Raw genomic sequence first — 26,997 nt, forward strand, 5'->3', positions numbered from 1 at the left:
ACCACGTCCGGAGGGACCGGCTCAGGCGGGCTCGACCGGTTCACGCGCCCGGAGGAATTCCGCGAACGCCCCGATCTCCAGGGCAGGTGAGTACAGGTAGCCCTGTGCCCCGGCGCAACCGATCGAGGCCAGGACGCGCGCCTGCGCCAGGGACTCGACACCCTCAGCCGTCACCGAGATCCCCAGCCGGTCCGCGAGCGCGATGACGCCGGCGACCAGCATGCGGTCCTGGGTATCGGTCGTGATACCCGTGACGAAGCTGCGGTCGACCTTCATGACGTCGACCGAGTAGCGACGCAGGTAGGACAGTGACCCGTAACCCGTCCCGAAGTCGTCGATCGCGAGGTCGATCCCTCGCTCCCGGATCGCCTCCAGGTTGGCCCGCACGGTCGCGCTGTCGCTGAGCATCGCCATCTCGGTGATCTCGACGCAGAGCAGGTCCGCCCCGAGCCCGCTCGCGGCGAGCGCCGCGTCGAGGTTCTCGATCAGCTCCGGCTGGCCCAGCTCGAGCGGTGACAGGTTGACCCGGAGCACCACGCGGTGCGACGGATCCCTCTTCGTCCAGAGGGCAGCCGCGGCGCAGGCCTCCCGTAGGACCCAGGCGCCGATGTCGAGGATGAGACCGCTGTCTTCGGCGACCTCGATGAACTGCGCCGCCGGGCGAACGTTGCCGTCGGGATGGTGCCACCGCAGCAACGCCTCGGCGGCCCGCACCGTGCCGTCGTGCAGGTCGACCTCGGGCTGGTACCAGACAGCCAGCTGGTCCCGGGCCAGGGCATGGCGAAGCTCACCCTCGAGGTGCAAGCGGTCGTCGACGCTCCGCTGCAGGTCGTCGTTGAACTGGGCGACCCGGTCCCGGCCGGCCACCTTGGCCGCGTACATCGCGGTGTCCGCCTCCCGGATGAGGTCGACCGCGTCGCGCACCGGGTCGATCCCCGGGACCACCACCGCCACGCCGACCGACGCGGTCGCGAACAGCTCCATGTCACCGATCGTGAGCGACTTGCGCGACTCGAGCACGAGCCGCTCAGCCAGCTGCCGTGCGTCGCCGACATCGCGCAGCTCCCGTTGCAGCACGACGAACTCATCGCCCCCGTGCCTCGCAACCAGGTCCCCCGCTCGCACCGTCGCCGCGATGCGCGCCGCCACCGCGCGGAGCAGCTCGTCGCCGACCGTGTGCCCCAAGGCGTCGTTGACGTTCTTGAAGTGGTCGAGGTCGACGAGGAGCAGGCCCGTCGCCCGACCCGATCGACGCCCGACCGCGAGGGCGCGATCAATCTCCTCGAGCAGCAGGGCCCGATTGGCGAGTCCGGTGAGCGCATCGTGGCTCGCTGAGAAGGAGAGCAGTTCCTCCGCGGACTTGCGGTCCGCGATGTCGACGAGCGCACCCACGAACCCCGACGACACTCCCTCGGGGGTGAGCTCGACGCGGATCCGGCAGGCCATCCACCGGTAGCTCGAGTCGGCGCACCGGAACCGGACGTCCACGCTCGTGGTCCGACCCCGGGGGGTCTCGGCGTCGATCTCCCGGAACCGCGCCAGGTCGTCGGGATGGATGAAGTCGTCGATCTCGTGCCCGACGACGTCCGCCCGTTGCCACCCGAGGAGCTCGGTGATCGGGTCAGACACCCACGCGAAGGTCCCGTCCGGCTCCAGCCGCAGCACGACGTCCGAGGCGTTCTCGGCGAGCACCCGGTACAGCTCCTCCGAACGAGCCAGGGCCTCGACAGCGGCGTGGCGGTCGGTGACGTCCCGCCAGGTCAGGGAGATCCCGTCCCCGACCTGCGACGCGCGGATGTCATACCGCCGCTCGGTCCCGAGGATCTCGTGAACATAGCTGACCTCGTCGAGCGCCAACGGCTCGCCGGTCTCGACAACCTGCCGATAGGACTCCAGCAGCTCCGTGCCGGCATGAGCGGTGAACACGTCGAGCAGGTGAGCACCGATCAGGTCGGCGTACGCGATTTGGTTGTACTCGCACGCGGCAGGGTTCGCGTCGGCGTACTCGAAGTCCACGATGAGACCGGAGTCGTCGCGCACGGCCGTGAGCAGCACGTGCGGGTCGAGCAGGGAATCCACGGTCGCGCGCAGGTGGGCCCGGTCAGCGACCGCCTCCTCGCGGGCGCGCACGAGGTCGTCGACATCCTTGATGCTGGCGACCACGCCCGCGAAGCTCGCACCCTCCGACACCGGGGTGCCCGACCCGGACATCCACCGCCAGCCGCCCGACTTTGTCCGCACCCGCGTCAAGAATCCACCCGAGGGGTGCGTGACCTCGTGCCCCATGAGCAACGCACCGCGCTCGGCTGTTGTCGCGGCGAGGTCATCGGGATGGATCAGATAGTCCATCGACCTGCCGACAAGGTCCTCGGGCGCCCACCCGGTCGACCGGGTCACGGCGGGCGACACCCAGATCATCGCCCCGTCTGACTGGGCCAACGCCACGAAGTCCGAGGCGTTCTCGGCGACCAACCGGTACCGCTCCTCGGACGCGCTAAGCGCCTGCTCGGACTCGATCTCCGCCTGGACGTCGCGGAAGCCGGCCACACTTCCATCCGCCGCCCCGAACGAATCGAGGATCGGGCGCCAGGTCCTCGCAAACCAGCGGTACGAGCCGTCCTGGCGGCGGACGCGCACACTCCGGGCGTCCCGCTCACCCGTGGCGATCCGCTCTGCGGCCTCGATCTGGCCGGACCGATCGTCGGGATGAACAAAGTCCATCCGGTTCTGGCCAACTAGCTCGTCGGGTCGCCATCCGAGGGCTCCCGTGACGGACGGCGATGCCCAGAGAACCTCACCCTCCCTGCCGACTTGGATCACAAAGTCGGAAGAGTTCTCTGCGAGCATCTGAAACCGCCAGGCAACCTCCGCGAGCCCAGCCTCAGCCCGCCGCTGTTCGGTGATCTCCGCGGCCGAGACCAGCAGGCTCGCGCCGAGCCTGGTCGCCGTCATCGAGTAGACGCAACCCGGGTCGCGCTGGAGGGGGCAAGGCACATCAAAGGACTTGGGGGAATCTGCCTCGAACGCAGCGACGAGCTGGTCGAAGGCGGCCGTGACCCAGGGCAGCATCTCCCCCGACGTGCCTCCGGCGGACGGCAAGACCGATTCGCGACAGAGCCGGTCGGCGGCATCGTTGCGGTAGGCATCGACGAGCTCCGTGACAGCCCCGTTGTCGTCTTGCACCACGTGCAGGATGAATACCGGGTCGGGCAGCGCAGTCAGTGCCGCCACCGCCTCGGCCCCCGGCGCCCGGGACGGCACGCCCGCCGGGCACGCGGCACGTTCCCGCTCGGGCCGCCCCGCGTCGTCGTGCATCGATCCCCACCTGGCCCTCTAGCGGCAGCAGATGATTCTAGACAATCACCCCGCGGCGGTCTCGTCCATCACGCCGTCGACCGGAAGGATCCGAATCTGGACCGACGCGTCCGCCCCGCGCGCGCGCACCCGGTCAGCAAGCCTCATCACCGCGTACTGAACGCCGTACTTCGCCTTGAGAAGCGTCGAGAGCCGCTCGAGTTCGGCAGGGCTCGAGGAGACGGTCGCCGTCGCCTCGACGTCCTCGACGTCCGCGGCCACCCGGCCGCGCATGTCGCTCGGCGCGATCAACACCCGCGGGGTGTGCCGCAGCCGCTTCGTCTTGCCCGCAGCGGCGCCCGTGATCACCAAGAGCGAGCCCCCGTCGCGGACCACCCAGACGGGGGTGGGAACCGGAGTGCCGTCCCGCCGGAACGTCGTGAGCCGGACGTACGTCGCGCGGCCGCACACATCGAGCCACCCGGTCCCGGTCTCCGTCATGCGCCGACGGTATCGCGCCGATCGGTCTCCGCATTGACTTCCGAAGAAAACTCAGTAATTATTGAGTCAATGACTACGGACCGATCTGAGGAGCTCCTCCGGCGCGCGGCGGTGCACGCCGCCCTGGGTGAGCCGGCGCGCCTCGCGATGGTCGGTGCTCTGAGCCTCAGCGACGCCTCACCGTCGGAGCTGCAGGCACTGGTGGGCCTGCCCTCGAACCTTGTGGCGCACCACGTCAAGGTCCTGGAGCACGCGGGCCTCGTCACCCGCCTGCACTCGGAGGGCGACCGCCGGCGCACGTACCTCCGGCTCGTCCCGGAGGCGCTCGAGCTCGTGCTGCGGACGGCGTTCGCGGTGCCACGGGTCGTCTTCGTCTGCACGCACAACTCCGCGCGGTCCCAGCTCGCGGTCGCCCTGTGGCGCCGGCGGAGCGTCGTTCCGGTCGCCTCGGCCGGCACCCACCCGGCTGCCCGGGTCCATCCCGGCGCGCTGGCCACCGCGGAGCGGCACGGGCTACCGCTGCACAGTGCGCTCCCCCGCGCCGTGACGGAGGTCGTCCGCCCGGAGGACTTCGTGGTCACCGTCTGCGACTCCGCGCACGAGGAGCTCGGCGCCGCGGCGCGATTGCACTGGTCCATCCCCGACCCGGTCCGCGTCGGCAGCGACCAGTCCTTCGACGACGCCGTCGACGAGCTCACCCGCCGGGTCGGCGACCTCGCCGCACGAGTGACCGCACCCGGCCCCGCACCCACCCCGGACAGGAGCACCCCATGAGCGACAGCCACCACCGTCCTGACATCGCGCTCGACCAGCGGCTGGCACTGAAGACCGCCGCGGCCCAGCTCGCGGGCGACTTCGACGGTGTCTTCGGCGCCGAGACGATCGACAGGTTCCTGCACTCCTCCTACGACCAGTTCGCGGGCCGCGCGACGGTCCTCACCTTCTTGCCGCTGCTGGCGGAACGGTTCGCCCGGCAACAGCTGCACGCCCTCGCCAAGGTCGAGGGACTCACGCACGACGGCCTGCCGGTCGTCCTCTTCCTGTGCACGCACAACGCCGGTCGCTCGCAGATGGCGATGGGCTTCTTCCACCGGCTCGCCGGCGCGGCGGCGATCGCCTGGTCCGGCGGCTCAGAGCCCGGCACCGAGGTGAACCCCGCGGCGATCGCCGCGATGCGGGAGCGGGGCATCGACATCTCGACAGAGTTCCCCAAGCCCTGGACCGACGACGTCGTCCGCGCCGCCGACGTCGTGATCACGATGGGCTGCGGTGACGCCTGCCCGATCTTCCCGGGCAAGCGCTACGAGGAGTGGACCCTCGACGACCCGCAGGGGATGGACACCGAGCACATCCGGCCGGTACGAGACGCGATCGAGCTCCGGGTCCGGCACCTTCTCCAGGAGCTCTCCGTGCCCGTCCGCCCCCTGTGACCCTGACCGCCAACCGCAACCGCACCCGCACCGGAGCCCGAGAAGACCATGAGCAACCCCTCCCCACTCACACCGCCGTCCACGGGATCTGACCAGATCGATGACGTGATTCGTGACCTGATCGTCGTGGGGTCGGGTCCGGCCGGGTACACCGCGGCCTTGTACGCGGCGCGAGCGGGGTTCGCCCCGTTGGTGCTCGCGGGCTCGGTGACCGCTGGCGGCGCGTTGATGAACACGACCGACGTGGAGAACTTCCCCGGCTTCCCCGACGGGATCATCGGCCCGGAGCTGATGGAGTCGATGCAGAAGCAGGCCGAGAAGTTCGGCGCGCAGGTCGTCTTCGACGACGCCACCCAGCTGGACCTGACCGGGGACGTCAAGACCGTGACCACGGGCAACGGCGAGAGCTACTCCGCGCGCGCCGTGATCCTCGCGACCGGGTCCGCCTACCGCGAGCTGGGCATCGACGACGAGAAGCGCCTGTCCGGGCGCGGGGTGTCGTGGTGCGCGACGTGCGACGGCTTCTTCTTCCGCAACCAGGAGATCCTCGTGGTCGGTGGTGGGGACTCCGCGGTGGAGGAGGCCACGTTCCTGACCCGGTTCGCGTCCAAGGTCACCATGGTGGTGCGCCGCGACGAGCTGCGGGCCTCGAAGATCATGGCCGACCGCGCGTCGGCGGACCCGAAGATCGACTTCGCGTGGAACTCGCAGGTCGTGGCGATCCACGGCGACGCCAAGGTCACCGGTGCCACGTTGCGCGACACCGTCACGGGCACCGAGCGGGAGATCGCCGTGGGCGGCGTGTTCGTCGCGATCGGGCACGTCCCGCGCACAGAGCTCGTCGTCGGGCAGGTCGACCTCGACGCCGAGGGCTACATCGAGGTCATCGGCCGCAGCACGCTGACCAACCTCCCGGGAGTGTTCGCGTGCGGCGACGCCGTCGACCACACCTACCGCCAGGCCATCACCGCCGCCGGCTCCGGCTGCGCCGCCGCCCTGGACGCCCAGCGCTTCCTCACCGACTGACCCACCCCCACGACCTACCCACCCACCACAGCCTCACCCCATGAAACGAGGAACTCCCATGACCGAGTCCACCGCTCGCCCCAGCGCCCTGTTCGTGTGCGTGCACAACGCCGGCCGCTCGCAGATGGCCGCCGGTTTCCTGACCGCCCTGTCCGGCGGCGCCGTGGAGGTCCGGTCGGCCGGGTCCATGCCCGCTGACCAGATCAACCCCGCGGCCGTCGACGCGATGCTCGAGGTCGGCATCGACCTGCGCACCGAACGGCCCAAGGTCCTCACGACGCAGGCCGTGCAGGCGTCCGATGTCGTCATCACGATGGGTTGCGGCGACGTGTGCCCGATCTTCCCCGGCAAGCGCTACGAGGACTGGAAGCTCGAGGACCCCGCCGGCCAGGGCATCGAGTCCGTCCGCCCGATCCGCGACGAGATCCGGGCGCGCGTGCTCACGCTGCTGGCCGAGCTCGGCGTAACCCCCGTGGCCCTCACCGCCTGACCACCGGGCGCCGTCCGCCCCGTCCCCGGCAGTCGCCGGGGACGGGCTCTACGCGAGGGTCACGGCGTACTGGACGGTACCCACGCCCGGGTCGGAGGCAAGCGGCCGGCGCTCGCCCGTCGGGCGAAAGCCCAACAGCTCATAGAGCCGGCGCGCCGCCCCATTGCCCTCCGTGACGAACAGGGTCAGCGCCCTGGCGCCTTCCGCCGCGGCTGAGTCGCGGACGGCCTGCACCAGCAGGGCGCCCACTCCGGCGCCGCGGGCCTCCGGAGCGACCCACATCGACTGCAGCTGGCGCTCGGTCGGGCGCCGAGCGTCGTCGGCCGTGTACGCGACGATCCCCACGACGCGCCCGGCCGAGCGTGCAAGGAAGGTGCGACCCGCCGAGATGCGGGTGCGCCAGACGTCGTCGTCGAAACCCTGCTCGCGCTCGACGGCCGACCCGAAGGCGGACGGGTCCAGGGTGAGCGCGAGCAGGCGAACAGCCTTGACGTCGCGCCACTCGTCGGTCAGCGCGCGAGTGACGACGACGGTCATCCGCTCAGGATCCCGACCGCGTCAGGTACGCGTCGTGGCTCTCGTGGGCCCGGCGGAGCAACGCCGAGAGCTCCTCGGGGTCCTTGATCCCGGCGCGGTACTTCCCGTCGAGGGCCTGGGTCGCGGCCTCGTCGACGAGCAGACGGCCGTAGATCTTCTCGCGCTGGGCCGGGTCGGCCTCGTAGTCGAGGTCGAGGTACTCCGCGGCGTGGCGGCGTGCACCGGAGATCGCGGCCTGCGCCTTGCCCTTCGGGCTCACCAGCGAGGCGATGACCGTCACGACCAGCACCCCGATGATCACCGTGAGGGACGCCGTCGTGGTGATCTCGACGACCGAGACGGGCTGGCCCTCGTTGATGAACGGGAGGTTGTTCTCGTGCAGCGCGTGCAGCACGAGCTTGACGCCGATGAACCCGAGGATCGCCGCGAGGCCGTAGGACAGGTAGATCAGGCGGTCGAGGAGACCGTCGATGAGGAAGTACAGCTGGCGCAGGCCGAGGAGCGAGAACGCGGTCGCGGTGAACACGACGTACACGTTCTGCGTCAGGCCGAAGATGGCGGGGATCGAGTCGAGCGCGAACAGGATGTCCGTGCCACCGATCGCCACCATGACCAGCAGCATCGGGGTCATGACCCGCTTGCCGTTCTCTACGGTGAACAGCCGGTCGCCGTCGAACCGGTCGGAGGTGTGGAAGACCTTCCGGGCCAACCGGATGATCAGGTTGTCGGCGGAGTGGCTGTCCTCGCTCTCCGGCTTGAGCAGGTTCCCGGCCGTGACCAGCAGGATCAGGCCGAAGATGTAGAACACCCACGCGAACGAGTTGATCAGCGCTGCGCCGAGCAGGATGAAGCCGCTGCGCGCGATGAGTGAGAACACGATGCCGAACAGCAGGACCTTCTGCTGGTCCTGCCGGGGCACCCGGAAGCTCGACATGATGATGAGGAACACGAAGAGGTTGTCGACCGACAGCGCCTTCTCGGTCACGTAGCCCGCGAAGTACTCGGTGCCCATCGTCGAGCCGCCGAACACCCACACGCCGATGCCGAACAGGATCGCGATGCCGATGTACAGGCCCGACCACAGACCGGCCTCGGCGAGGGTGGGGCTGTGCGCCTTGCGCACGTGGAAGAAGAAGTCGAACACGAGCAGGCCGACGATCCCGGAGATCGTCAGGGACCAGACCAGGGCGGAAATGTCCACGAGGGTTCTGCTTTCGATGGGTGGGCACCATAAGTCTCTCCGCCGGCCCGAACGATCGGCCGACCGCTGCACCCGGCCGGGCATCGAATCCCGGCGTGTTGACGTCTGCAGCGCAATGGATACTCCCCTATGCGACGGTCAGGTTAGCAAGGGAATCGGGTTTTGCCCCCACACCTGGGCTCAGTCCGTGCCGGGATCTGCCGGGGAAGCCTCGCTGGTCACCGGGTCGGGCTGCCGCTCGCGCTCGCCCGGTGCGGCGTCGCGCAGCCCCGGGAGCAGCTCGTAACGCGTGCGGTAGATGTCCATGAGCGTGAGCAGCATCGCCACGACCGGGATGGCCAGCAGGGCGCCGGCGATGCCGAACAGCGCCAGCCCCAGGATCGCTGACGCGAAGCTCACAGCCGGGTGCACGTTGACCGCGCGCGCGCTCAGGCGCGGCTCGATGGTGAGGTTTTCGACCTGCTGGTAAGCGATCGCCCAGCCGAGCACGATGACCCCGAGCCACGGGTTCGGGCTGAGCAGCCCGACGATGACGGGCAGGACGATCGAGATGTACGTCCCGATGGCGGGCACGAACTGCGCGACGAGGCCGGTCCAGATCCCGAGCGCGAGCCACGACGGCAGCCCGATGATCAGGAAGAAGATCCCGCTCGTCGTGCCGTTGATCAACGCGAGCACGACGCGCACGCTGACGTACCGACCGGTCTTCTCGGCCGTGGTGTCCCAGACCGCGACCGTGAGCTCCTGGATCCGCTGCGGGAAGAGGGACGCGATCCACCGCCGCAGCTTCGGACCGTCCGCCGACAGGTAGAACGCGAACAGCAGGAACATGAACAGGCTCGCCACTGCTCCCGCGACCGAGCCCAGGATGGAAAGCACTCCCCCGGCAAGGGTCGCGGCATAGCCGGCCGCCTTCTCCGGGGTCAGGTTGAGGTTCGCGAGGATCTCCGCCAGGTCGTACTCGGTCCCGAGCGTGCCGTTCACCCAGTCGACGGTGCCGCGGATGAGGCTCGGCATGGCCTCAACGAGCTGGCCGACCTGCTCGACGAACAGCTGGCCGAAGAGCACCACGAACACGATCAGGAAGACGGCGACGCTGAGCATCACGAGCGCCGTCGCAGCTCCCCGCTTCATCCGGTGCGCCAACCGGCCCACGAGGGGTTCCATGGCGAGCGAGGCGAACCACGCCATCAGGACCGTGAACAGCAGCGAGCTGCCGCCCGTGAGGATGAACCGTGCGGTCAGGGCGACGAGGAGCACCCCGAGCACGACGAACCCGATGCGCCAGACGTTGCCGGGGTCGAGGACAATCCGGACCGTCTGAGCTGGTTCCCGACCGTGGGGTCGTCCGTTCGTGCGCATGCTGCCTCCGGGGTTCGACCCCGATGATGTCGCACCCGGACCGGATTCCGACCCGCGCCACCCCGCCGCCGCCTGAACCGACCGCGGGCACGACCGCCGAGGGGTCGGGCCGCGGGTTGCCGGGCTGCCGCGCCGGGGGGCGACGGCAGGCCGGCAGGGTCAGGCGTCGCGTCGCTTGAGCAGCACGGCGGCAGCGACCAGGAGCACGACGATCCAGCCCGCGAGCACGGCCGCACCGGCACCGGCCGACAGCAGCCCGTCCGCCGGGACCACCGAGGTGAACGCCGCCCCCGCGTTCGAAGGCAGGTACGGCACGATGGTGGTCGCCCAGCTGTCGGGGAGCACCAGGGGCAGCAGGTTCGGCGCCAGGAGCAGCAGCGCGAACAGGGTCCCGATCGCCCCCGCCGCGTGCCGCAGCAACGCGCCGAGCGCGAGGCCGAGCAGCGCGATGGCCGCGAGGTAGACGCCCGTGCCGAGCACCGCCTGGGTCACGCCGGCGTCGGACAACGACGCGTTCGCGTCTGCACCGAAGATCGCCTGGCCGACGAAGAACGCGGCGAGGGCCCCCGGCACGGCCACGACGAGGCTGACGGCGCCGATCACGATCGCCTTGGCCGACAGCACGGGGATCCGGCGGGGCACCGCGGCCAGCGTGGCCCGGATCATGCCGCTCGAGTACTCCCCCGAGATCGCCAGGACCCCGAGGATCCCGAGAATGATCTGCGCGAGCCCGACGCCCGCGAGGCTCAGGCTGGTCGGATCGATCCCGAGGGCGCCGTCGGCGGGCCCGCCGCCCCGGGCGGGCTGGACATCCCCCGAAGCCACCGCCGCGGCGAGGGCGCCGAACCCGATCACGACCGCGAGCGCGACCGCGATCGTGATCCACGACGAGCGCAGGCTCGCGAACTTGAACCACTCCGACCGCACCACGCGCGGCAGGGTCACCTTGAGCCGGGCCACGTCGGCCCGGGTGCGGAGCCCGGTGACGGGCGCGGCGACGGTCTGGACCTCGGCGACGAGGGTGCTCATCGGGACGTCACCTCCTGAAGGACATGCGTGGGCACGGTCGGTTCGTACTCGATCGAGTCGTGGGTCAGTTTCATGAACGCCTCTTCGAGCGACACCTCGGTCGGGATCAGCGCGTGGATCGGCAGGCCGGCCTCGAGCGCCCGGTCGCCGATGACGGCGGCCTGGAGCCCGGTGACCCGTAGCTCGCCGGGCTCGCCCGAGGTCTCGACGGTGACGCCGTCGTCCAGCAGGAGGCGCGCGAGGTCGCTCGCCCGTGGCGAGCGCACCCGGACCACGAGGCCCGACGCCGCGCGCTGCATGTCGCTCACCGACGTGTCGGCGATGAGCTCACCACGCCCGACGACGATGAGGTGGTCGGCGACCAGCGCGATCTCGGAGATCAGGTGCGACGAGATGAACACCGTCCGCCCCTCCTCCGCCAGGGACGTGAGCAGGTTGCGGATCCACACGATCCCCTCGGGATCGAGACCGTTGACCGGCTCGTCGAGGATGACGACGTCGGGGTCGCCGAGCAGTGCCGCGGCGATCCCCAGCCGCTGGCCCATGCCGAGCGAGAACGCCCCCGCACGCTTGCGCCCCACGGTCGACAGCCCGACGAGGTCGAGCACCTCGGTGATGCGCCGCCGCGGGATCCCGGTCGTGGTCGCCAGGGCGAGCAGGTGGTTGTACGCCGACCGCCCCGGGTGGATCGCGCGGGCCTCGAGCAGCGCGCCGACCTCGTGCAGCGGGGCGACGTGGTCGCGGTAGGGCTTGCCGCCGATGGTCACCGTCCCGGAGTCGGGCCGGTCCAGGCCGACGATCATGCGCATCGTGGTCGACTTGCCGGCCCCGTTCGGGCCGAGGAAGCCGGTCACGACGCCGGGCTTCACGACGAAGCTGAGGTCGTTCACGGCGGTCTTCTTGCCGTAGTTCTTGGTGACGTGCTCGACGACGATCATCGCGTCGGCTTCGCTTCGTGCAGTGGATTGGTCATGGCATCCACCCTGCCGCGGCGACGGCGACGGGTCGTCGCCCTGCCGTGGTGTCTTGCGCGCGTCGGGCTACCGCGCGCGCAGTAGCCCGCTCTCATACGCGATGACCACGAGCTGCGCCCGGTCGTGCGCATCCAGCTTGGTCATGGCGCGGTTCACGTGGGTCTTGACGGTGTGGATCGAGATGACCAGGTGGTCCGCGATGTCGTCGTTGGACAGCCCCTCGCCGACGAGCGCCAGCACCTCGCGCTCGCGCTCGGTGAGCGCCTCGAGGGAGACCACGGGCCGGGCGTCGTCGGGCCCCCCGCCGCTGGAGCCCGAGGCGACCCCGGGCAGGCCCAGGACGCGCTCGATCAACGACCGGGTCGCCACCGGGGACAGCAGCGCCTCGCCCCGGGCGATCACGCGGATGGCGTCGACGAACCCCTGCGGCTCCGCGCCCTTGCCCATGAAGCCGCTGGCGCCGGCACGCAGGGCCGCCAGCACGTGCTCATCGGTCTCGAACGTGGTGAGCACCAGCACGCGCACCTCGGCCAAGCGCGGATCTGCGCAGATCGCGGCGGTCGCCTCGATGCCGTCCATCTCGGGCATCCGGATGTCCATCAGCACGACGTCGACCGGCTGCGCCAGGACGAGGTCGACGGCCTGCCGGCCGGTCGCGGCCTCGCCGACCACCTCGAAGTCGCTCTCGAGCTCGAGGATGCCGCGCAGGCCCGCGCGGATCAACGGCTGGTCGTCGGCGATCACGACCCGGATCACCGCACACCCCCGGTCGGGGGGCCGACGGCGCCCTGTCCCGCTGGCTCCGGCGCAACCGGCGGCGCCGTCGGACGGTAGGGGATGACGGCGACCAGCCGAAACGCCCCGTGGCCGTCCGGGGCCGCTGTGAGCGAACCTCCGGAGGCGGTGGCGCGCTCCCGCATGCCGATCAGCCCGTGGCCCAGGTGCTCTTGCGCGGCCGACTCCCCCTGTCCCGGCCGGTCCGCTTCGGCCTCGATCGGGTTGGTGACCGCGATGGTGAGCGCATCGGCGGCGTACGTGAGGCTGAGATCGGCGCGGGCACCCACGCCGTGCTTCGACGCGTTCGTCAGCGACTCCTGCACGATCCGGAAGGCCGCCAGGTCGCACGCGCGGTCCATCGCCCGGGGCCGACCGGTGGCCCAGGTGCGGACCGCGAACCCGGTCGCGGCGAAGGTCGCCAGCAGCGCGTCGAGGCGGTCGAGGCCCGGCGCGGGCTCCGTGCCCGCTTCGGTCGAGTCCCCCGAGCGCAACACCTGCAGCACGGCACCGAGCTCGTCCAGCACGGTGCTCGCCGCGGCCTGGACGTGGGCGAGGGAGGCGTCGACGACGTCGGCGTCCCGCCCGACCGCGCGGCGGGCGAGACCCGCGTGCACGTTGATCACCGCGATGTGGTGCGCGACGACGTCATGCAGCTCGCGCGCGATCCGCACGCGCTCCTCCGCGACCCGGGCGCGGGCCTCCTGCTCGCGGGTCTCCTCCGCCCGCCGCGACCGCTCGGCGAGCGCGTCGACATAGGCCCGCTGGGTGCGCACCGCCACCCCGAGGGCGAACGCCAGTGCAGTCCACACCAGCACGATCAGCATCCGGGGCTCGGTCATCGGGCCGGTGGCATCGGTCGAGGCCACCCCGAAGAGCACGACGGCGGCCGCCAGCGCGGCGAGCGCAGCCACGCGCCGCGGACGCACGCACGCGACGGTGAACACCGCGATCTCGCTCGCGACGATCATCGGCGCACCCGTCTCGGGGATGGCCAGTGCGGCGACCGCTCCGAGCAGCGACACCGCGAGCAGCGCGAGCGGCCACCGGGTCCGGAAGAAGAGCCCTGCGCCGACGACCACGGCGACGACCATCATCCCGACCGCCAGCGCCGCAGGTGCGTCGCCGCGCAGGACCCCGCCGAGCGTCAGGACGGGGACGGCGGCACTGAGCACGAGGTTGCCGATGAGCCGACCTCGACCCGGACCGTCCGGACCGACCGCCCAGGGCAGCACCCCGACGCCCTCGGCGTCGGCGAAGGTCGCCCGGGTCTTCACGCCGATACGGGCGTCGCCGCCGGTGCGACGCCGAGCCACCACGGCCAGCCGTGCCCCCAGGTGCGGTGCTCGAGGAAGCCGAGCTGGACGGCGACCTCGCGCTCGAGGAACGAGTCGGCCAGCACGATCACGGGGGCGCGGGTGGCGTCGGGGGTCGGCTGGGCTCGCGTCCACGCCAGCGCGGCACCGAGGAGCGCCGGGTCGGCGGTCCGGCGCGGCGCCGCCTTCGAGATCTCGATGAGCACCCACGCGGGGGCGATCGCGGCGAGCTCGGCGAGAAACGCCTTGCCGAGGCCGGCCGCCGCCTTGTGCGGCGCCGCCAGGATCCCCATCTCGGTGGCCAGGTCCCGCATGACGGCCGGCCGCGGCGGCAGCTCGCACGCCGGGATGGCGATGACCGCACGCAGGATCGGGCCGTCCACCACCTCTTCGATCCACAGCGCGCCGTGCTCGTAGGCCACGAGCGTGAGCAGCATCCGCGTGGCCTGCGACATGACCTCCGGCTCGATGTCCTCCGGCGGCGGGCCCTCCTGGGTGATGCGGGCGATCGCGGGGATGTCGGCCAGGCGTGCCAGGCGGATCTCGACCCGGTTCTCGCCCGGTACGCCAGGTACGCCGTCTGCGCTCTGGCTGGGAACGGAACGGGGCCCCTCGGCGAGCGGTGTCTGAGCGTCGGCGTCCAGGGGCACGGGAATTGCGATCACCATGGGACGAGTCTCCCAGTTGCGGACCGCCCTGTCATCGCCCGGAGCGGGTAGGGCGCTACCGCCGTCGTGGTACAGCCCCGGGTGGGCGCAAGGCGACCCGGCGGGAATTGCCCGCGAGCGCGCGGGGTTCCTCCCCACAGCCGGTGCCTCCTCGGCCGGCCCGCCCGTCTCCCGTACCGAAAGGTCACCGTGAAGAAGTCCTCGATCAACGTGCTCGGCGCGATCCTCGTCGTCCTCGGTGCGATCTTCACGTTGCAGGGCTTGGGCTACCTCGCCGGCAGCCCGATGACCGGGGTCACGTTGTGGGCGGTCATCGGCCCGATCCTCGCGGTGGTGGGCATCGTGCTGCTGGTCCGCACGGCGCGCGCCAGACGCACCGACTGACGCCACCGGGGCCAGAGTCTCGCTGACCGGCACCCCACAGGCCTGATCGCGGCCTGTCCGCGCCAGCCGTCAGGCGCGCCGCTCCGCGAGCACCGCGTCGGTGTACTCCGGCCACACCTGCGCGGCCCACGGACCGAAGTCGCGGTCCGTGAGCGCGACGCAAGCGAGCTGCGCCGCGGGGTCCACCCACACGAAGGTGCCCGCCTGGCCGAAGTGCCCGTAGGTCGCAGGGGCGCTGGTGGTACCGGTCCAGTGCGGGTGCTTGCCGTCGCGCACCTCGAAACCCAGGCCCCAGTCGTTCGGACGCTGACGGCCGAACCCCGGCAGCACACCCTCCAGCCCGGGGTACGCGACGACTGTCGCCGCGGCGAGCGTCGACGGGTCGAGCAGCGTGGGCCGCTGGAGCTCGGCTGCGAACTTCGCCAGATCCGCAGCGGTCGAGACGGCGCCCGCGGCGGGCGAGCCTGTCGCCGTCGTCGAGGTCATCCCGAGCGGCACCAGCAGCGCGTCGCGGACGTAGTCGGCGAACGGGATGCCCGAGCGTTGCTCGACGGTCTCGGCGAGCACCTCGAACCCGGCGTTCGAGTAGATCCGCCGCGCACCTGGCGCGGCGCGCACCGTGCGTTGCGCGGCGTCGAGCCCCGAGGCGTGCGCGAGCAGGTGCCGCACGGTGGACCCGGCGGGCCCGGCGTCGTCGTCCAGCTCGAGGACGCCCTCCTCGACCGCGACGTGCACGGCGAACGCGGTGAGCAGCTTCGTGACCGACGCGAGGGCGAACGGACGGTCCAGGTCGCCGTGCGCACCGACGATCTCGCCCTCCGCGGCGACCACGACCGTGGCGGCGTTCTCGACGGGCCACTGCTCGATGGTGCGCACGCTCTGCATGCGCTGACGATAGGCGAGGACGGGCCGCGGACCGCGCCGGACGACGAGTTCTCGCCCGATCGGCACCGCGACCTCAAGTCCTGGCGGGCGAAGCCGATGTAGGTCTGCGGGAGCACGCTCGTGCTCCCGTTGTGGCGTCGTGTGCAAGCGTGGGAGAAGCAAGTCGTGGGTACGGAGCTGGTCGGGTTTTTCGCGTCGATGGTGTCGCTGATCCTGTGGTGGCCGCAGGCCGCGCGGGTCTGGAAATTCCGGAACAACCCTGAGCAGCTGGCGGGCATCTCGAGGCTGGGTCAGCTCCTGCTGGTGCTCAGCGGAGTGGTCTGGACCGTGTACGCCAGCCTGACCGACTCGGTGTGGCTCGCGGTCTCGGTGTCGACGAACATCCCGCTCGGGCTGATCACGCTGGCGATCCTCTCGCAGGGCCGGTGGCAGGAGTGCCCCGGTTCCGCGGCCCTGGCCGGTTCGGTGGTCCTGGCGGGCGCGCCACTCGCCGCGCTGGTCTGAGGCGACCCGACGGGCCTACCAGAGGGTCTCGTCGAAGTGGTCGTCCTCAGGGTCGACTGAGGCGCTCAGGGTCCCGGTTGGCGCCTTCGTGGCGGCCACGGTGGCCGGCGCGGTTGCGGGTGTGCCGGCCGGACCCTGATCGCGATCGCGGGACCACAGGGGTTCCTCGAGCGGAGGCAGGGGGACGTCGTCCTCCGGCTGCGGCTGTCCGCGGAAATCAGCCGGGGACGTGGGCCCGCTCACGCAGAGGACTCGTCGCGCCGAGTTTCGCAGCGAGTGCAGCTCGAACGACTCCAGCGCCGCGAGGACGAGGACGGCGTCCAACGGGAGGCGGCTCGCGCCGGTCTCCGAGAGGTCCAGCCCCAGGGGCAGGTCACGGCGCATGGTCATGATCGCCACGTTGCGCCAGAACACGTCTCGGGTGGCGGGCGAGGACAGGGTGGCGACGAAGGACTTTCCCAGGCGCTTGCCGACGAGCGACCCGCCGCTGTCGGAGTCGGAGAAGGCCGCACTGACCGATCCGAAGGTGCGCAGGAGCTTGGCGGCCCGCTTCTCCCCCAGCCCCGGGATCCCCAGCAGGTTGTCCGACGGGTCCCCGCGCATCGCGGCGTACTCCTGGTACTGGGATGGCCGGACGCCGACCATCGAGAACAGTCGTTCGGGGGTCAGGATCGGTGAGCCCTCGATGCCGCCGTTCAGCACGCGGAGCACGTCGGTGTGCTCATCGATGAGGGCGAACGAGTCGCGGTCGGAGGTGACGACGACCGTGCGCCAGCCGACCGTCGGGGCGTAGGCGGCGGCCGATGCCAGGACGTCGTCGGCCTCCAGCCCCGCGGGGATGACGACGGGGACTCCGGCCGCGCGCAAGAGCTCGATGGTCGAGGCGATCTGCTGACCGAGCTCCGGTGCCTTCGGCGAGCGGTTGGCCTTGTACTGCGGGTGGCCCTCCTTGCGCACGCTGCTGGTGTGGTCGTCGAACCCCACCACGACGGCGCTGGCGTCGGCGCGCTCGATCGCGGCGAACAGCTGGGAAAGGAAGCCCTTGACCGCCCACAGGGGCCGCCCGTCGCTGGTGGACAGCTGCGAGTGCTCCATGGCGTGATAGTTCCGGTGCAGGAGGCTGTTGCCGTCCACCGCCAGGAGCGTCGGTCGTGTCATTCCGGTCTCGCCCTCTGAGTGGTCGGGTTCCCGCCGGTGACCGTACGCCAACGGCGGGCAATCCCCGCGTCGGCATTCGCCGCGCGCGACCGCGTGATGAAAAGGTGGGGCGCATGGTGAACCGGCTGGCCGCGTCCACGAGTCCCTACCTGCTCCAGCACGCCCACAACCCGGTCGACTGGTGGGAGTGGGGCCCGGCGGCCTTCGCCGAGGCGGAGCGGCTGGACCGACCGCTGCTGCTCTCCGTGGGCTACGCCGCGTGCCACTGGTGCCACGTCATGGCCCACGAGTCGTTCGAGAACGACGCGACCGCGGCCTACCTCAACACCCACTTCGTCAGTATCAAGGTCGACCGCGAGGAACGCCCGGACGTCGACGCCGTCTACCTCGCCGCGACCCAGGCCATGACGGGCTCCGGCGGCTGGCCGATGACCGTCTTCGCGCTGCCGAGCGGTGAACCGTTCTTCTGCGGCACGTACTTCCCTCCGCAGCCGATGAGCGGGCTCCCGTCCTTCGGCCAGGTGCTCGAGGCGATCGCCGACGCGTGGCACGGCCGCCGCGGCGAGCTCGTCGCCGGCGCCGCCGAGCTGCGCGTCGCGCTCACCGAGGCTCCGGCGGCCGTCGCCGGGAGCTTCCCGGGGTCCACCACGCTGGCGGCCCGCCTCGCGGACTCGGTCGCCGTGATCGGCAACCAGTTCGACCCGGTCCACGGCGGCTTCGGCCGCGCGCCCAAGTTCCCGCCGTCGATGGTGCTCGAGTGGCTGCTGCGCCACCACGCCCGCACCGGCGACCCGGACCCGCTCGAGATGGCCGACCGCACGCTCGAGGCGATGGCGCGCGGCGGCCTGTTCGACCAGCTCGGCGGCGGCTTCGCGCGCTACGCCGTCGATCACCGCTGGACCGTGCCCCACTTCGAGAAGATGCTCTACGACAACGCCCTCCTGCTGCGGGTCTACGCGCACTGGTTCCGCGCGACCGGTTCGCCGCTGGCCCGTCGCGTCGTCGAGGAGACGGCCACGTGGCTGCTGACCGACCTGCGCACGCCCGAGGGCGGCTTCGCCTCGTCACTCGACGCCGACAGCGAGGGGCACGAGGGGTCCTACTACGTCTGGACGCCCGAGCAGCTGCGCGAGGTCCTCGGGCCCGACGACGCGACATGGGCGGCGGACCTGTGGTCAGTCACCGGCGCGGGCACGTTCGAGCGCGGGACCTCGGTGCTCCAGCTGCCCGTCGACCCGCCGGACCCCGCGCGCTACGCCGCTGTCCGCGACCGGCTCCGCGCCGCGCGGGACGTCCGGGAGCGACCGGCCCGCGACGACAAGGTCGTGGCCGCGTGGAACGGGCTCGCGATCGCCGCGCTCGCCGAGGCGGGCGCGCTGCTGGACCGGCCTGAGTGGATCGCGGCGGCGACCGAGGCCGCCGAGCTGATCGTGCGGCTGCACCTGCGTCCCGCCGCGACCCCCGGCGCCGCGAGCGCCTCGACCCCCGCTCGCCTCGTGCGGACGTCCCGGGCGGGCCACGCGGGCACGTCGCCCGCCGTCCTGGAGGACTACGCGAACGTCGCCGAGGGGCTGCTCGCGCTCACGGCTGTCACGTCCGACGACCGGTGGCGGTCCGTCGCCGGCACGCTCCTGGACACCGTGCTCGCCTCCTTCGCGGACCACGACGGCGGCTTCTTCGACACGTCCGCCGACGAGACCGACCCGGTGCTGGCCCTGATCCGGCGACCGCGCGACCCGGCCGACGGGCCGACGCCGTCGGGCGCTGCCGCCGCCGCCGGCGCGCTGGTGACCTACGCCGCCCTGACGGGGTCGACCGGGCACCGGCTCGCCGCCGAACGCGCCCTGACGGGGCTGCTCGACCTCGCCGCGCAGTATCCGCGCGCCGCCGGCTGGGCCCTCGCCGTGGCGGAGGCGGTGGCGGATGGGCCACGCACGGTCGCCGTCGTCGGGGGTCCCTCAGACCCGGCGACCCGCGCGCTGCACCGTGCGGCCCTGCGCGGCACCGCACCCGGGGCGGTGATCGCCGTCGGCGTCCCCGCTGCCCTCTTCGTCGACCGACCGCTGGTCGACGGTCGGCCCGCCGCGTACGTCTGCCGCGGGAGCGTGTGCGACCTGCCGATCGTCGACGCCGGGTCGCTCGCGCGGACCCTGGGCGCCCGAGCGGACGCCACGACCGCGCCGAGCGAGCCGAGCTAGCTGTTCGCGGCCGCGATCCGCGCGCGGCAGGCCGCGCACGTGCCGAAGAGCTCCATCGTGTGCGAGATGTCGGCGAACCCGTGCGCGGCGCCTACCTTGGTGGCCCAGGCCTCCACGCTCGGACCGTCGATCTCGACCGCCGTCCCGCACGAACGGCAGACCAGGTGATGGTGGTGCGCGCGCTTGTCGCAGCGACGGTAGAGCGCCTCGCCCTCGCCGGACCGCAGCACGTCGACGTCACCTGTCTCGCTGAGGGCCTGCATCGCGCGGTAGACGGTCGCCAGCGAGATGGTCGAGCCCTTCGACGTCAGCAGGTCGTGCAGCTGCTGGGCGCTGCGGAACTCTTCGACGCCGTCCAGCAGCTCGATGATCTCGGTCCGTTGACGGGTGTTCCGCTGCTGCACCGCCACGTACCCAGCTCCCTCGCGTGTCGCCGTCGTCCATCCGGATCGTCGGAGGGTCATGCTAGCTCCCGGTCCCGCCGCGGGACCATGACCCCCGAGACCGCGGCGCCCGCGGGTCTGCGATCCCCATAGTCGGAGCCAAAAACACGTCCTTGCGCTACGACTGGCATTCTGTGCGCATGCAGATCTGGCCTGGACACCCTTACCCGCTCGGCGCGACGTACGACGGCGCCGGCACGAACTTCGCGTTGTTCTCCGAGGCTGCCGACTCCGTCGAGCTGTGCTTGATCGCCGACGACGGCACCGAGACCCGCATCGAGCTGCGTGAGGTCGACGCGTTCGTGTGGCACTGCTACCTGCCCGAGCTCGCCCCGGGCCAGCGCTACGGCTACCGCGTGAGCGGCCCGTACGACCTGCCCAACGGCAACCGGTGCAACCCGAACAAGCTGCTCCTGGACCCGTACGCCAAGGCGATCGACGGCCAGATCGACGGCGACCCGTCGTTGTTCTCCTACCGGTTCGACGCCCCGGACGAGCGCAACGACGACGACTCCGCGGGGCACACCATGACGTCCGTCGTGGTCAACCCGTACTTCGACTGGGGCTACGACCACCCCCCGAAGCACGACTACCACGTGAGCGTCATCTACGAGGCCCACGTCAAGGGCTTGACCCAGCTGCACCCCGACGTGCCCGAGCGGCTGCGCGGCACCTACGCGGGCATGGCCCACCCGGCCATCATCGAGCACCTCACCAAGCTCGGGATCACCGCCATCGAGCTCATGCCGGTGCACCAGTTCGTGAACGACCCGCACCTCGTGGAGAAGGGGCTGAGCAACTACTGGGGCTACAACACGATCGGGTTCTTCGCCCCGCACAACGGGTTCGCGGCCTCGCTGCTGCCCGGGCAGCAGGTGCAGGAGTTCAAGTCGATGGTCAAAACCCTGCACGAGGCCAACATCGAGGTGATCCTCGACGTCGTCTACAACCACACCGCCGAGGGCAACCACCTCGGCCCGACGCTGTCGATGCGCGGCATCGACAACGCGGCGTACTACCGGCTCGTCGACGCCGACAAGGCGCACTACTTCGACACCACCGGCACCGGGAACTCGCTGCTCATGCGCCACCCGCACGTGCTGCAGCTCATCATGGACTCGCTGCGGTACTGGGTCACCGAGATGCACGTCGACGGCTTCCGGTTCGACCTGGCCTCCACGCTGGCCCGCCAGTTCCACGAGGTCGACCGGCTGTCCGCGTTCTTCGACATGGTCCAGCAGGACCCGGTCATCAGCCAGGTCAAGCTGATCGCCGAGCCCTGGGACCTGGGCGACGGCGGCTACCAGGTCGGCGGCTTCCCGCCCCTGTGGAGCGAGTGGAACGGCGACTACCGGGACACCGTGCGCGACTTCTGGCGCGGCGAGCCGTCCACGCTGGGCAAGTTCGCGAGCCGCGTCACCGGCTCCTCGGACCTGTACGAGCACACCGGCCGCAAGCCGATCGCCTCGGTGAACTTCATCACCGCGCACGACGGGTTCACCCTGCGCGACCAGGTCTCCTACAACGACAAGCACAACGACGCGAACGGCGAGAACGGCAACGACGGCGAGAGCCACAACCGGTCCTGGAACTGCGGCACCGAGGGCCCCACCGACGACCCGGCGATCAACACCCTGCGCGACCGCCAGCAGCGCAACTTCCTCACCACGCTCCTGATCTCGCAGGGCGTGCCGATGATGGCGCACGGCGACGAGATGGGACGCACCCAGCAAGGCAACAACAACGTCTACGCGCAGGACAACGAGCTCTCCTGGGTGAACTGGGACCTCGACGAGACCCAGCAGGCCCTGCTGGAGTTCACCCGCCGCGTGGTGCACCTGCGCCGTGACCACCCCGTGCTGCGCCGGCGGCGGTTCTTCGCCGGCCAGCCCGACCGGCACGACGCGTCCGACCTGCGGGACATCGCCTGGCTGACCCCGACGGGCGAGCCGATGCAGCGCGAGGGCTGGCAGCTGTTCCACGCCAAGGCCGTGATGGTGTTCCTCAACGGCGACGCGATCAGCGAGCCCGACCTGCGCGGCGCCGAGATCATCGACGACAGCTTCCTGGTCATGTTCAACGCGAGCGAGCAGAACCTGGAGTTCACCATCCCGACGGCGGACTTCGGTGCGACCTGGACCTGCGTCCTGGACACGGACCACAACCTCGTCAACGACGAGACGGTGGCGGCCGGCTCGGCAGTCGTGGTCTCGGCCCGCAGCACGGTCGTGCTCACGCGACCGGCCGGCGTCGTCCCGCCGTCCGTCGAGGTCCCGGTCGTCAGCGTCTCGGAGCCCGAGTCGGCACCGACGGAGCTGTCGGCCGGAGAGCTGTCGTCGGCCGAACCGTCGAAGCCGAAGGCGAAGCGGGCACCGCGTCGACCCAAGCCGAAGAGCGGCGCCACCCCCGAGGCGACCACACCGGACCCGACGACCCCCACGGACGTGGCATGAGCGACGCACCGGAAGGGTCCCAGGCCGGCTCGACGCGACGACGACCGGCACCCGGGAAGCCCGTCCCCGTGTCGACCTACCGCCTCCAGCTCGGCGACGACCTCACCCTGGACGACGCCGCCGCGCTCGTCCCGTATCTCGCCGACCTGGGCGTGACGCACGTCTACCTGTCCCCCGTCCTGCGCGCCGCCCCCGGCTCCACCCACGGGTACGACGTCGTCGACCACACCGAGATCGCGCCCCGGCTCGGCGGGCGTCCCGCGCTCGACCGGCTCGCGGCCGCGGCTCACGGTCACGGGCTCGGCCTGATCCTCGACATCGTGCCCAACCACATGGCCGTGCCGACCCCGGTGTGGCACAACCGCGCCCTGTGGTCGGTCCTGCGCGACGGCCCCGAGTCCGACTACGCCGCCTGGTTCGACGTCGACTGGTCGGCCGGCGAGGGCGCCCTGCTCATGCCCGTCCTGGGCGACCGGATCGGCGCCGTCCTCGCCTCGGGCGAGCTGGTCCTGGGCCGCGAGGTCATCCCCGGGTTCGAGGCAGACGGTGAGATCGACGTGCTCCGCTACCACGAGCACGTCTTCCCCGTCCGGGAGGGCACGGCCGCGCTCCCGCTCGGCGAGCTTGTCGACCGGCAGCACTACCGCCTCGCCTACTGGCGCGTCGCCGACGAGGAGCTCAACTACCGCCGGTTCTTCGACGTCGGCACGCTCGCCGCGATCCGCGTGGAGGACCCGGACGTCTTCGACGCGTCCCACGCGCTCGTGCTCGAGCTGCTCGAGGCCGGGGTCATCGACGGCCTGCGCATCGACCACCCGGACGGTCTGGCCGACCCGGGCGGCTATCTCGCCCGGCTCGCAGAGGTGACCGACGGGGCCTGGGTCGCGGTCGAGAAGATCCTCGCCAGCGACGAGGAGCTCCCTGCGGACTGGGCGACCGTCGGGACCACCGGCTACGAGGGCCTGTGGCGCCTGCAGTCGACGTTCATCGACCCGGGCGGCTCGACCACCCTCGGCTCGATGATGCACCGGATCACCGGCGACAGCCCGGCCGACCTGCCGCACATCATCGACGACGCCAAGCGCGAGATCGTCGACGGCGCACTGTACGCGGAGGTCCACCGGCTCACCGAGCTCGCGGCCAGCATCTGCCGCGATGACCTGCGGCTGCGGGACCACACGTGGCGCGCCCTGCAGGACTGCCTGATCGAGCTGCTGGTCGCGTTCGACCGGTACCGCGCCTATGTCGTGCCAGGAGAGGTGATGCACCCCGCGAGCGCCGAGGCACTGGGCGCAGCCGCGGAGATCGCCCGGCGCAGGCTCGGTCCCGAGCGGTCCACCACGATGGATGTGGTCATGGACCTGCTGATGGGGCGCGAGGCCGGCAGCGCCGGCCGCACGCGCGGTGCCCGCCGCGACGAGCTCGTGGTCCGGTTCCAGCAGACCTGCGGCGCGGTGATGGCCAAAGGCGTCGAAGACACCGCGTTCTACCGGTGGACCCACGAGGTCGGGCTGTGCGAGGTCGGCGGCGATCCGGCCCGGTTCTCGTTCCGGCTCGAAGAGCTGCACGCGTGGGCCGCACGAGCCCAGTGGCAGACGCCGCTCGGCATGACCACGCTCTCGACGCATGACACCAAACGCGGTGAGGACACTCGCAACCGGCTCGGCGTGCTCACCGAGCTGTCCACCGAGTGGGTCACGATGGTTTACCAACTCCGGGCCGCGAGCGCGGGCTACCGCACGGCGCTCCTGGACGGCCGCACCGAGAACCTGCTCTGGCAGACGCTCGCGGGCACGTGGTCCGAGGACGGACCGATCGCGACCGACCGGCTCACCGAGTACCTGATCAAGGCTTCGCGCGAGGCCAAGTCCCAGACCCGTTGGACGGCCCCCGACGAGGCGTACGAGACCGCGCTGGTCGAGATGGCCACCCGCGCGCTGGCCGACCCGCAGGTGGGCGAGCTCTTCAACGACTGGGTCACACGCACCGCGCCCGGGGTCCAGGCCGCCACGCTGGGCACCAAGCTCGTCCAGCTGACCCTGCCTGGCGTGGCCGACGTCTACCAAGGCACGGAGGTGCCGGCCCTCACGCTGGTCGACCCCGACAACCGGCGCCCGGTCGACCACGAGGCCCTCGCCGCCCGGCTCGCGAAGCTGGACACCGGCGCGACCCCGAAGGACCTGGCCGACGAGAAGCTGCTGGTGACGTCCCGCGCGCTGCGCCTGCGCCGCGACCTGCCGGAGGCGTTCATCGGGGCGCACGCCGGCTACACCCCGCTCGCGACCTCGACCGGGCACGCGTTCGCGTTCGCCCGCACCGTGGACGGCGCGCCCCAGGTCGTGACGCTCGCGACCCGGCTCGCGATCGGGCTCGAACGGCTGCGCGGCTGGTCGGGACACACCATCGCCCTGCCCGAAGGAGAGTGGCTCGACGTGCTGTCCGACCGGATCGTGACCGGCGGGGTGCAGCCCATCGCACCGCTCCTCGAGCGCCTCCCCGTAGCTCTCCTCGTGCGAGCCGGCCTGTGACGCGCGGTTTCCGCCCGGTCGTCTGGGCCCCGGACGCGACCTCGGTCGCGCTCGTACTACCCGGGCACACCTCGCCCGCGGACGACGGCACGACGGCGCTCGTGCGCGACGCCGTCGACCACTGGCACCTGCCCGACGACGCCCCGGGCCTCACGCCCGGCGCGGACTACGCGTTCGTCGTCGACGGTGGGCCGCCCCGACCGGACCCGCGCTCCGGCTGGCAGCCGGTCGGCGTGCACGGGCCGAGCCGCGTCTTTGCCACCGACGAGTTCGCGTGGACCGACGGCTCGTGGGCGGGCCGCGACGTGCGCAACGCCGTCGTCTACGAGCTGCACGTGGGCACGTTCACGCCCGTCGGGACGCTGGACAGCGCCATCGAACGGCTCGACCACCTCGTGGCGCTCGGCGTCGACATGGTCGAGCTCATGCCGCTCGCGGCCTTCGAGGGCACGCGCGGCTGGGGGTACGACGGCGTCGACCTGTACGCCGTCCACGAGTCGTACGGCGGGCCGGCGGCGCTCCAGCGGTTCGTCGACGCAGCCCACACTCGCGGCCTCGCGGTGTGCCTCGATGTGGTCTACAACCACCTCGGCCCGTCTGGGAACTACCTCGACACGTTCGGCCCCTACTTCACCGAGGCCCACCACACCCCGTGGGGGCGCGCGGTCAACCTCGACGGCCGCGGCTCGACCGAGGTCCGGCGCTGGATCTGCGACAACGCCCTGCGCTGGCTGCGCGAGTTCCACGTCGACGCGCTCCGGCTCGATGCGGTGCACGCCCTCGTGGACGACTCCGCCCACCACGTCCTGGCCCAGCTCGCCGACGAGGTCGCCGCGCTCGCGACCGACCTCGGCCGCCCGCTGTCGCTCATCGCGGAGTCGGACCGCAACGACCCGCTCACCGTGACCGCGGTCGCCGAAGCAGGCCTGGGCATGACCGCGCAGTGGGCCGACGACGTCCACCACGCGATCCACGCCCTGCTCACCGGCGAGCGGCAGGGCTACTTCGCCGACACCGGCACGCCCGCGACGCTCGCCGCCGCCCTCACCCGCGTCTTCGTGCCCGACGGCGGCTGGTCCGGCTTCCGGGACAAGCCCTGGGGCGCGCGCGTCCCGGCGGCCATGGACGGCCACCGGTTCGTCGTGTTCGGCTCCGACCACGACCAGATCGGCAACCGTGCGCTCGGCGACCGCCCCTCGGCGCGACTCGACCCGGGCGCCCTGGCGATCTCGGCGGCGCTCGTGCTGACCTCGCCGTACACCCCGATGCTCTTCATGGGCGAGGAGTGGGGGGCGCGCACGCCCTGGCTGTACTTCACCGACCACGGCGATCCCGACCTCGCCGAGGCGGTTCGCGCCGGCCGGCTCGCCGAGTTCGCGAGCCACGGGTGGGCCGAGCTGTACCCCCTGCTCGCCGCCGGTGACGCGCACGTGCCGGACCCGCAGGACCCGGCCACCGCCGTCGCGAGCCGGCTCGACTGGGACGAGCAGGTCCTGCCTCCCCACGCCGCGCTCCTGGGCTGGTACCGCGAGCTCATCGCGCTGCGCCGCAGCACCCCGGACCTCGGCGGGGGCGACCGCAGCCGGACGACCGTGCGCTGGGACGACGAGGCCGGGTGGGTCGGCACCGACGACGCCTCGTGGATCGTGATCCGCCGCGGCGATACGCGCGTGGTGGTCAACCTCGCCGCGACCGAGCGCCGGATCCCGCTCGAGCTCGTCGGTGACCTCCGGACCCTCGCGTCCTGGGGCGACGTCACTCTCACCGGCGGCGACGCCGTGCTCTCGGGCCGTTCGGTCGCCGTCGTCGGGCAGGAGGAGGGGTCCCGAGCCTAGGCTCGTT

At 71.5% G+C, this 26,997-nt stretch carries 23 protein-coding genes; 10 read left to right on the plus strand and 13 right to left on the minus strand.

What is annotated here, in order from left to right:
- Nucleotides 1-21: 21 nt before the first annotated feature.
- Both VTA80_RS02025 and VTA80_RS02030 read right to left on the minus strand, forming a co-directional pair.
- Entirely contained in the window at nt 22-3,315 is a 3,294-nt protein-coding gene (locus tag VTA80_RS02025; RefSeq protein ID WP_407343757.1) for an EAL domain-containing protein, read from the minus strand.
- A gap of 45 nt (nt 3,316-3,360) precedes the next feature.
- Nucleotides 3,361-3,795: a PPOX class F420-dependent oxidoreductase gene (locus VTA80_RS02030; RefSeq protein ID WP_407343758.1), complete on the minus strand. Its 435-nt coding sequence runs from the start codon at nt 3,793-3,795 to the stop codon at nt 3,361-3,363.
- Nucleotides 3,796-3,864: 69 nt separating this feature from the next.
- Here VTA80_RS02030 and VTA80_RS02035 point away from each other — a divergent pair, with 69 nt between their 5' ends.
- The 4 genes from VTA80_RS02035 to VTA80_RS02050 are packed head-to-tail and all read left to right on the plus strand — an operon-like array spanning nt 3,865 to nt 6,741.
- Nucleotides 3,865-4,569: a helix-turn-helix domain-containing protein gene (locus tag VTA80_RS02035; RefSeq protein WP_407343759.1), complete on the plus strand. Its 705-nt coding sequence runs from the start codon at nt 3,865-3,867 to the stop codon at nt 4,567-4,569.
- Nucleotides 4,566-5,225 carry an arsenate reductase ArsC gene (locus tag VTA80_RS02040; RefSeq protein WP_407343760.1) on the plus strand — a complete coding sequence of 220 codons (660 nt, stop codon included), beginning with the start codon at nt 4,566-4,568 and terminating at the stop codon, nt 5,223-5,225. The genes VTA80_RS02035 and VTA80_RS02040 overlap by 4 nt, the downstream gene beginning before the upstream one ends.
- Nucleotides 5,226-5,273: 48 nt before the next feature.
- The gene (trxB, locus tag VTA80_RS02045) at nt 5,274-6,251 is read left to right on the plus strand and encodes a thioredoxin-disulfide reductase (RefSeq protein WP_407343761.1); all 978 of its coding nucleotides are present in this window, start codon (nt 5,274-5,276) and stop codon (nt 6,249-6,251) included.
- A gap of 58 nt (nt 6,252-6,309) precedes the next feature.
- Nucleotides 6,310-6,741 carry an arsenate reductase ArsC gene (locus VTA80_RS02050; RefSeq protein ID WP_407343762.1) on the plus strand — a complete coding sequence of 144 codons (432 nt, stop codon included), beginning with the start codon at nt 6,310-6,312 and terminating at the stop codon, nt 6,739-6,741.
- Between the two features lie 48 nt (nt 6,742-6,789).
- Here the strand turns inward: VTA80_RS02050 and VTA80_RS02055 are convergent, their stop codons facing one another.
- The 8 genes from VTA80_RS02055 to VTA80_RS02090 all read right to left on the minus strand — a co-directional run bounded on the left by VTA80_RS02055 (nt 6,790) and on the right by VTA80_RS02090 (nt 14,602).
- On the minus strand, nt 6,790-7,278 hold the full coding sequence (locus VTA80_RS02055) for a GNAT family N-acetyltransferase (protein WP_407343763.1): 489 nt from the start codon (nt 7,276-7,278) through the stop codon (nt 6,790-6,792).
- A 4-nt stretch (nt 7,279-7,282) separates the two neighbouring features.
- Nucleotides 7,283-8,479 carry a TerC family protein gene (locus tag VTA80_RS02060; protein WP_407343764.1) on the minus strand — a complete coding sequence of 399 codons (1,197 nt, stop codon included), beginning with the start codon at nt 8,477-8,479 and terminating at the stop codon, nt 7,283-7,285.
- Nucleotides 8,480-8,659: 180 nt separating this feature from the next.
- Nucleotides 8,660-9,841, minus strand: coding sequence for an AI-2E family transporter (locus tag VTA80_RS02065; RefSeq protein ID WP_407343765.1), 1,182 nt, complete (start codon nt 9,839-9,841; stop codon nt 8,660-8,662).
- 159 nt (nt 9,842-10,000) lie between these two features.
- Nucleotides 10,001-10,870, minus strand: coding sequence for an ABC transporter permease subunit (locus tag VTA80_RS02070; protein ID WP_407343766.1), 870 nt, complete (start codon nt 10,868-10,870; stop codon nt 10,001-10,003).
- Entirely contained in the window at nt 10,867-11,808 is a 942-nt protein-coding gene (locus tag VTA80_RS02075) for an ABC transporter ATP-binding protein (protein ID WP_407343767.1), read from the minus strand. Before VTA80_RS02075 ends, VTA80_RS02070 begins: the two co-directional genes overlap by 4 nt.
- Nucleotides 11,809-11,910: 102 nt before the next feature.
- On the minus strand, nt 11,911-12,600 hold the full coding sequence (locus VTA80_RS02080) for a response regulator (RefSeq protein ID WP_407343768.1): 690 nt from the start codon (nt 12,598-12,600) through the stop codon (nt 11,911-11,913).
- Nucleotides 12,597-13,895, minus strand: a complete 1,299-nt coding sequence (locus tag VTA80_RS02085) for a sensor histidine kinase (RefSeq protein WP_407343769.1) — start codon at nt 13,893-13,895, stop codon at nt 12,597-12,599. The genes VTA80_RS02080 and VTA80_RS02085 overlap by 4 nt, the downstream gene beginning before the upstream one ends.
- Nucleotides 13,892-14,602 (minus strand): hypothetical protein, encoded by a 711-nt coding sequence (locus VTA80_RS02090; protein ID WP_407343770.1) that lies wholly within the window; start codon nt 14,600-14,602, stop codon nt 13,892-13,894. Before VTA80_RS02090 ends, VTA80_RS02085 begins: the two co-directional genes overlap by 4 nt.
- A gap of 189 nt (nt 14,603-14,791) precedes the next feature.
- On the opposite strand from VTA80_RS02090, the gene VTA80_RS02095 reads away from it, so the two are divergent.
- On the plus strand, nt 14,792-14,986 hold the full coding sequence (locus tag VTA80_RS02095) for a hypothetical protein (RefSeq protein ID WP_407343771.1): 195 nt from the start codon (nt 14,792-14,794) through the stop codon (nt 14,984-14,986).
- A 69-nt stretch (nt 14,987-15,055) separates the two neighbouring features.
- On the opposite strand, the gene VTA80_RS02100 is transcribed toward VTA80_RS02095, so the two are convergent.
- Nucleotides 15,056-15,871, minus strand: a complete 816-nt coding sequence (locus tag VTA80_RS02100; RefSeq protein ID WP_407343772.1) for a serine hydrolase domain-containing protein — start codon at nt 15,869-15,871, stop codon at nt 15,056-15,058.
- A 165-nt stretch (nt 15,872-16,036) separates the two neighbouring features.
- On the opposite strand from VTA80_RS02100, the gene VTA80_RS02105 reads away from it, so the two are divergent.
- Nucleotides 16,037-16,375 (plus strand): hypothetical protein, encoded by a 339-nt coding sequence (locus VTA80_RS02105; RefSeq protein WP_407343773.1) that lies wholly within the window; start codon nt 16,037-16,039, stop codon nt 16,373-16,375.
- Nucleotides 16,376-16,390: 15 nt separating this feature from the next.
- Here the strand turns inward: VTA80_RS02105 and VTA80_RS02110 are convergent, their stop codons facing one another.
- Complete coding sequence (locus tag VTA80_RS02110; RefSeq protein ID WP_407343774.1) at nt 16,391-17,533, minus strand: 5'-3' exonuclease H3TH domain-containing protein; 1,143 nt, start codon at nt 17,531-17,533, stop codon at nt 16,391-16,393.
- A gap of 113 nt (nt 17,534-17,646) precedes the next feature.
- Between VTA80_RS02110 and VTA80_RS02115 the strand changes: the two genes are divergently transcribed.
- Entirely contained in the window at nt 17,647-19,731 is a 2,085-nt protein-coding gene (locus VTA80_RS02115; protein ID WP_407343775.1) for a thioredoxin domain-containing protein, read from the plus strand.
- Here the strand turns inward: VTA80_RS02115 and VTA80_RS02120 are convergent.
- Complete coding sequence (locus VTA80_RS02120; RefSeq protein WP_407343776.1) at nt 19,728-20,195, minus strand: Fur family transcriptional regulator; 468 nt, start codon at nt 20,193-20,195, stop codon at nt 19,728-19,730. The genes VTA80_RS02115 and VTA80_RS02120 overlap by 4 nt on opposite strands.
- Nucleotides 20,196-20,314: 119 nt before the next feature.
- Between VTA80_RS02120 and glgX the strand changes: the two genes are divergently transcribed.
- From glgX to treZ, 3 genes are read left to right on the plus strand one after another with little or no spacing between them, the layout of a single operon-like run.
- On the plus strand, nt 20,315-22,627 hold the full coding sequence (glgX, locus tag VTA80_RS02125; protein ID WP_407343777.1) for a glycogen debranching protein GlgX: 2,313 nt from the start codon (nt 20,315-20,317) through the stop codon (nt 22,625-22,627).
- A complete protein-coding gene (gene treY, locus VTA80_RS02130) occupies nt 22,624-25,155 on the plus strand; it encodes a malto-oligosyltrehalose synthase (RefSeq protein WP_407343778.1) in 2,532 nt (843 codons plus the stop codon). Before glgX ends, treY begins: the two co-directional genes overlap by 4 nt.
- Nucleotides 25,152-26,990 carry a malto-oligosyltrehalose trehalohydrolase gene (treZ, locus tag VTA80_RS02135; RefSeq protein ID WP_407343779.1) on the plus strand — a complete coding sequence of 613 codons (1,839 nt, stop codon included), beginning with the start codon at nt 25,152-25,154 and terminating at the stop codon, nt 26,988-26,990. Before treY ends, treZ begins: the two co-directional genes overlap by 4 nt.
- The last annotated feature ends 7 nt before the right edge of the window (nt 26,991-26,997 follow it).

Source organism: Pengzhenrongella phosphoraccumulans (assembly GCF_045689905.1).
Taxonomy (GTDB): domain Bacteria; phylum Actinomycetota; class Actinomycetes; order Actinomycetales; family Cellulomonadaceae; genus Pengzhenrongella; species Pengzhenrongella phosphoraccumulans.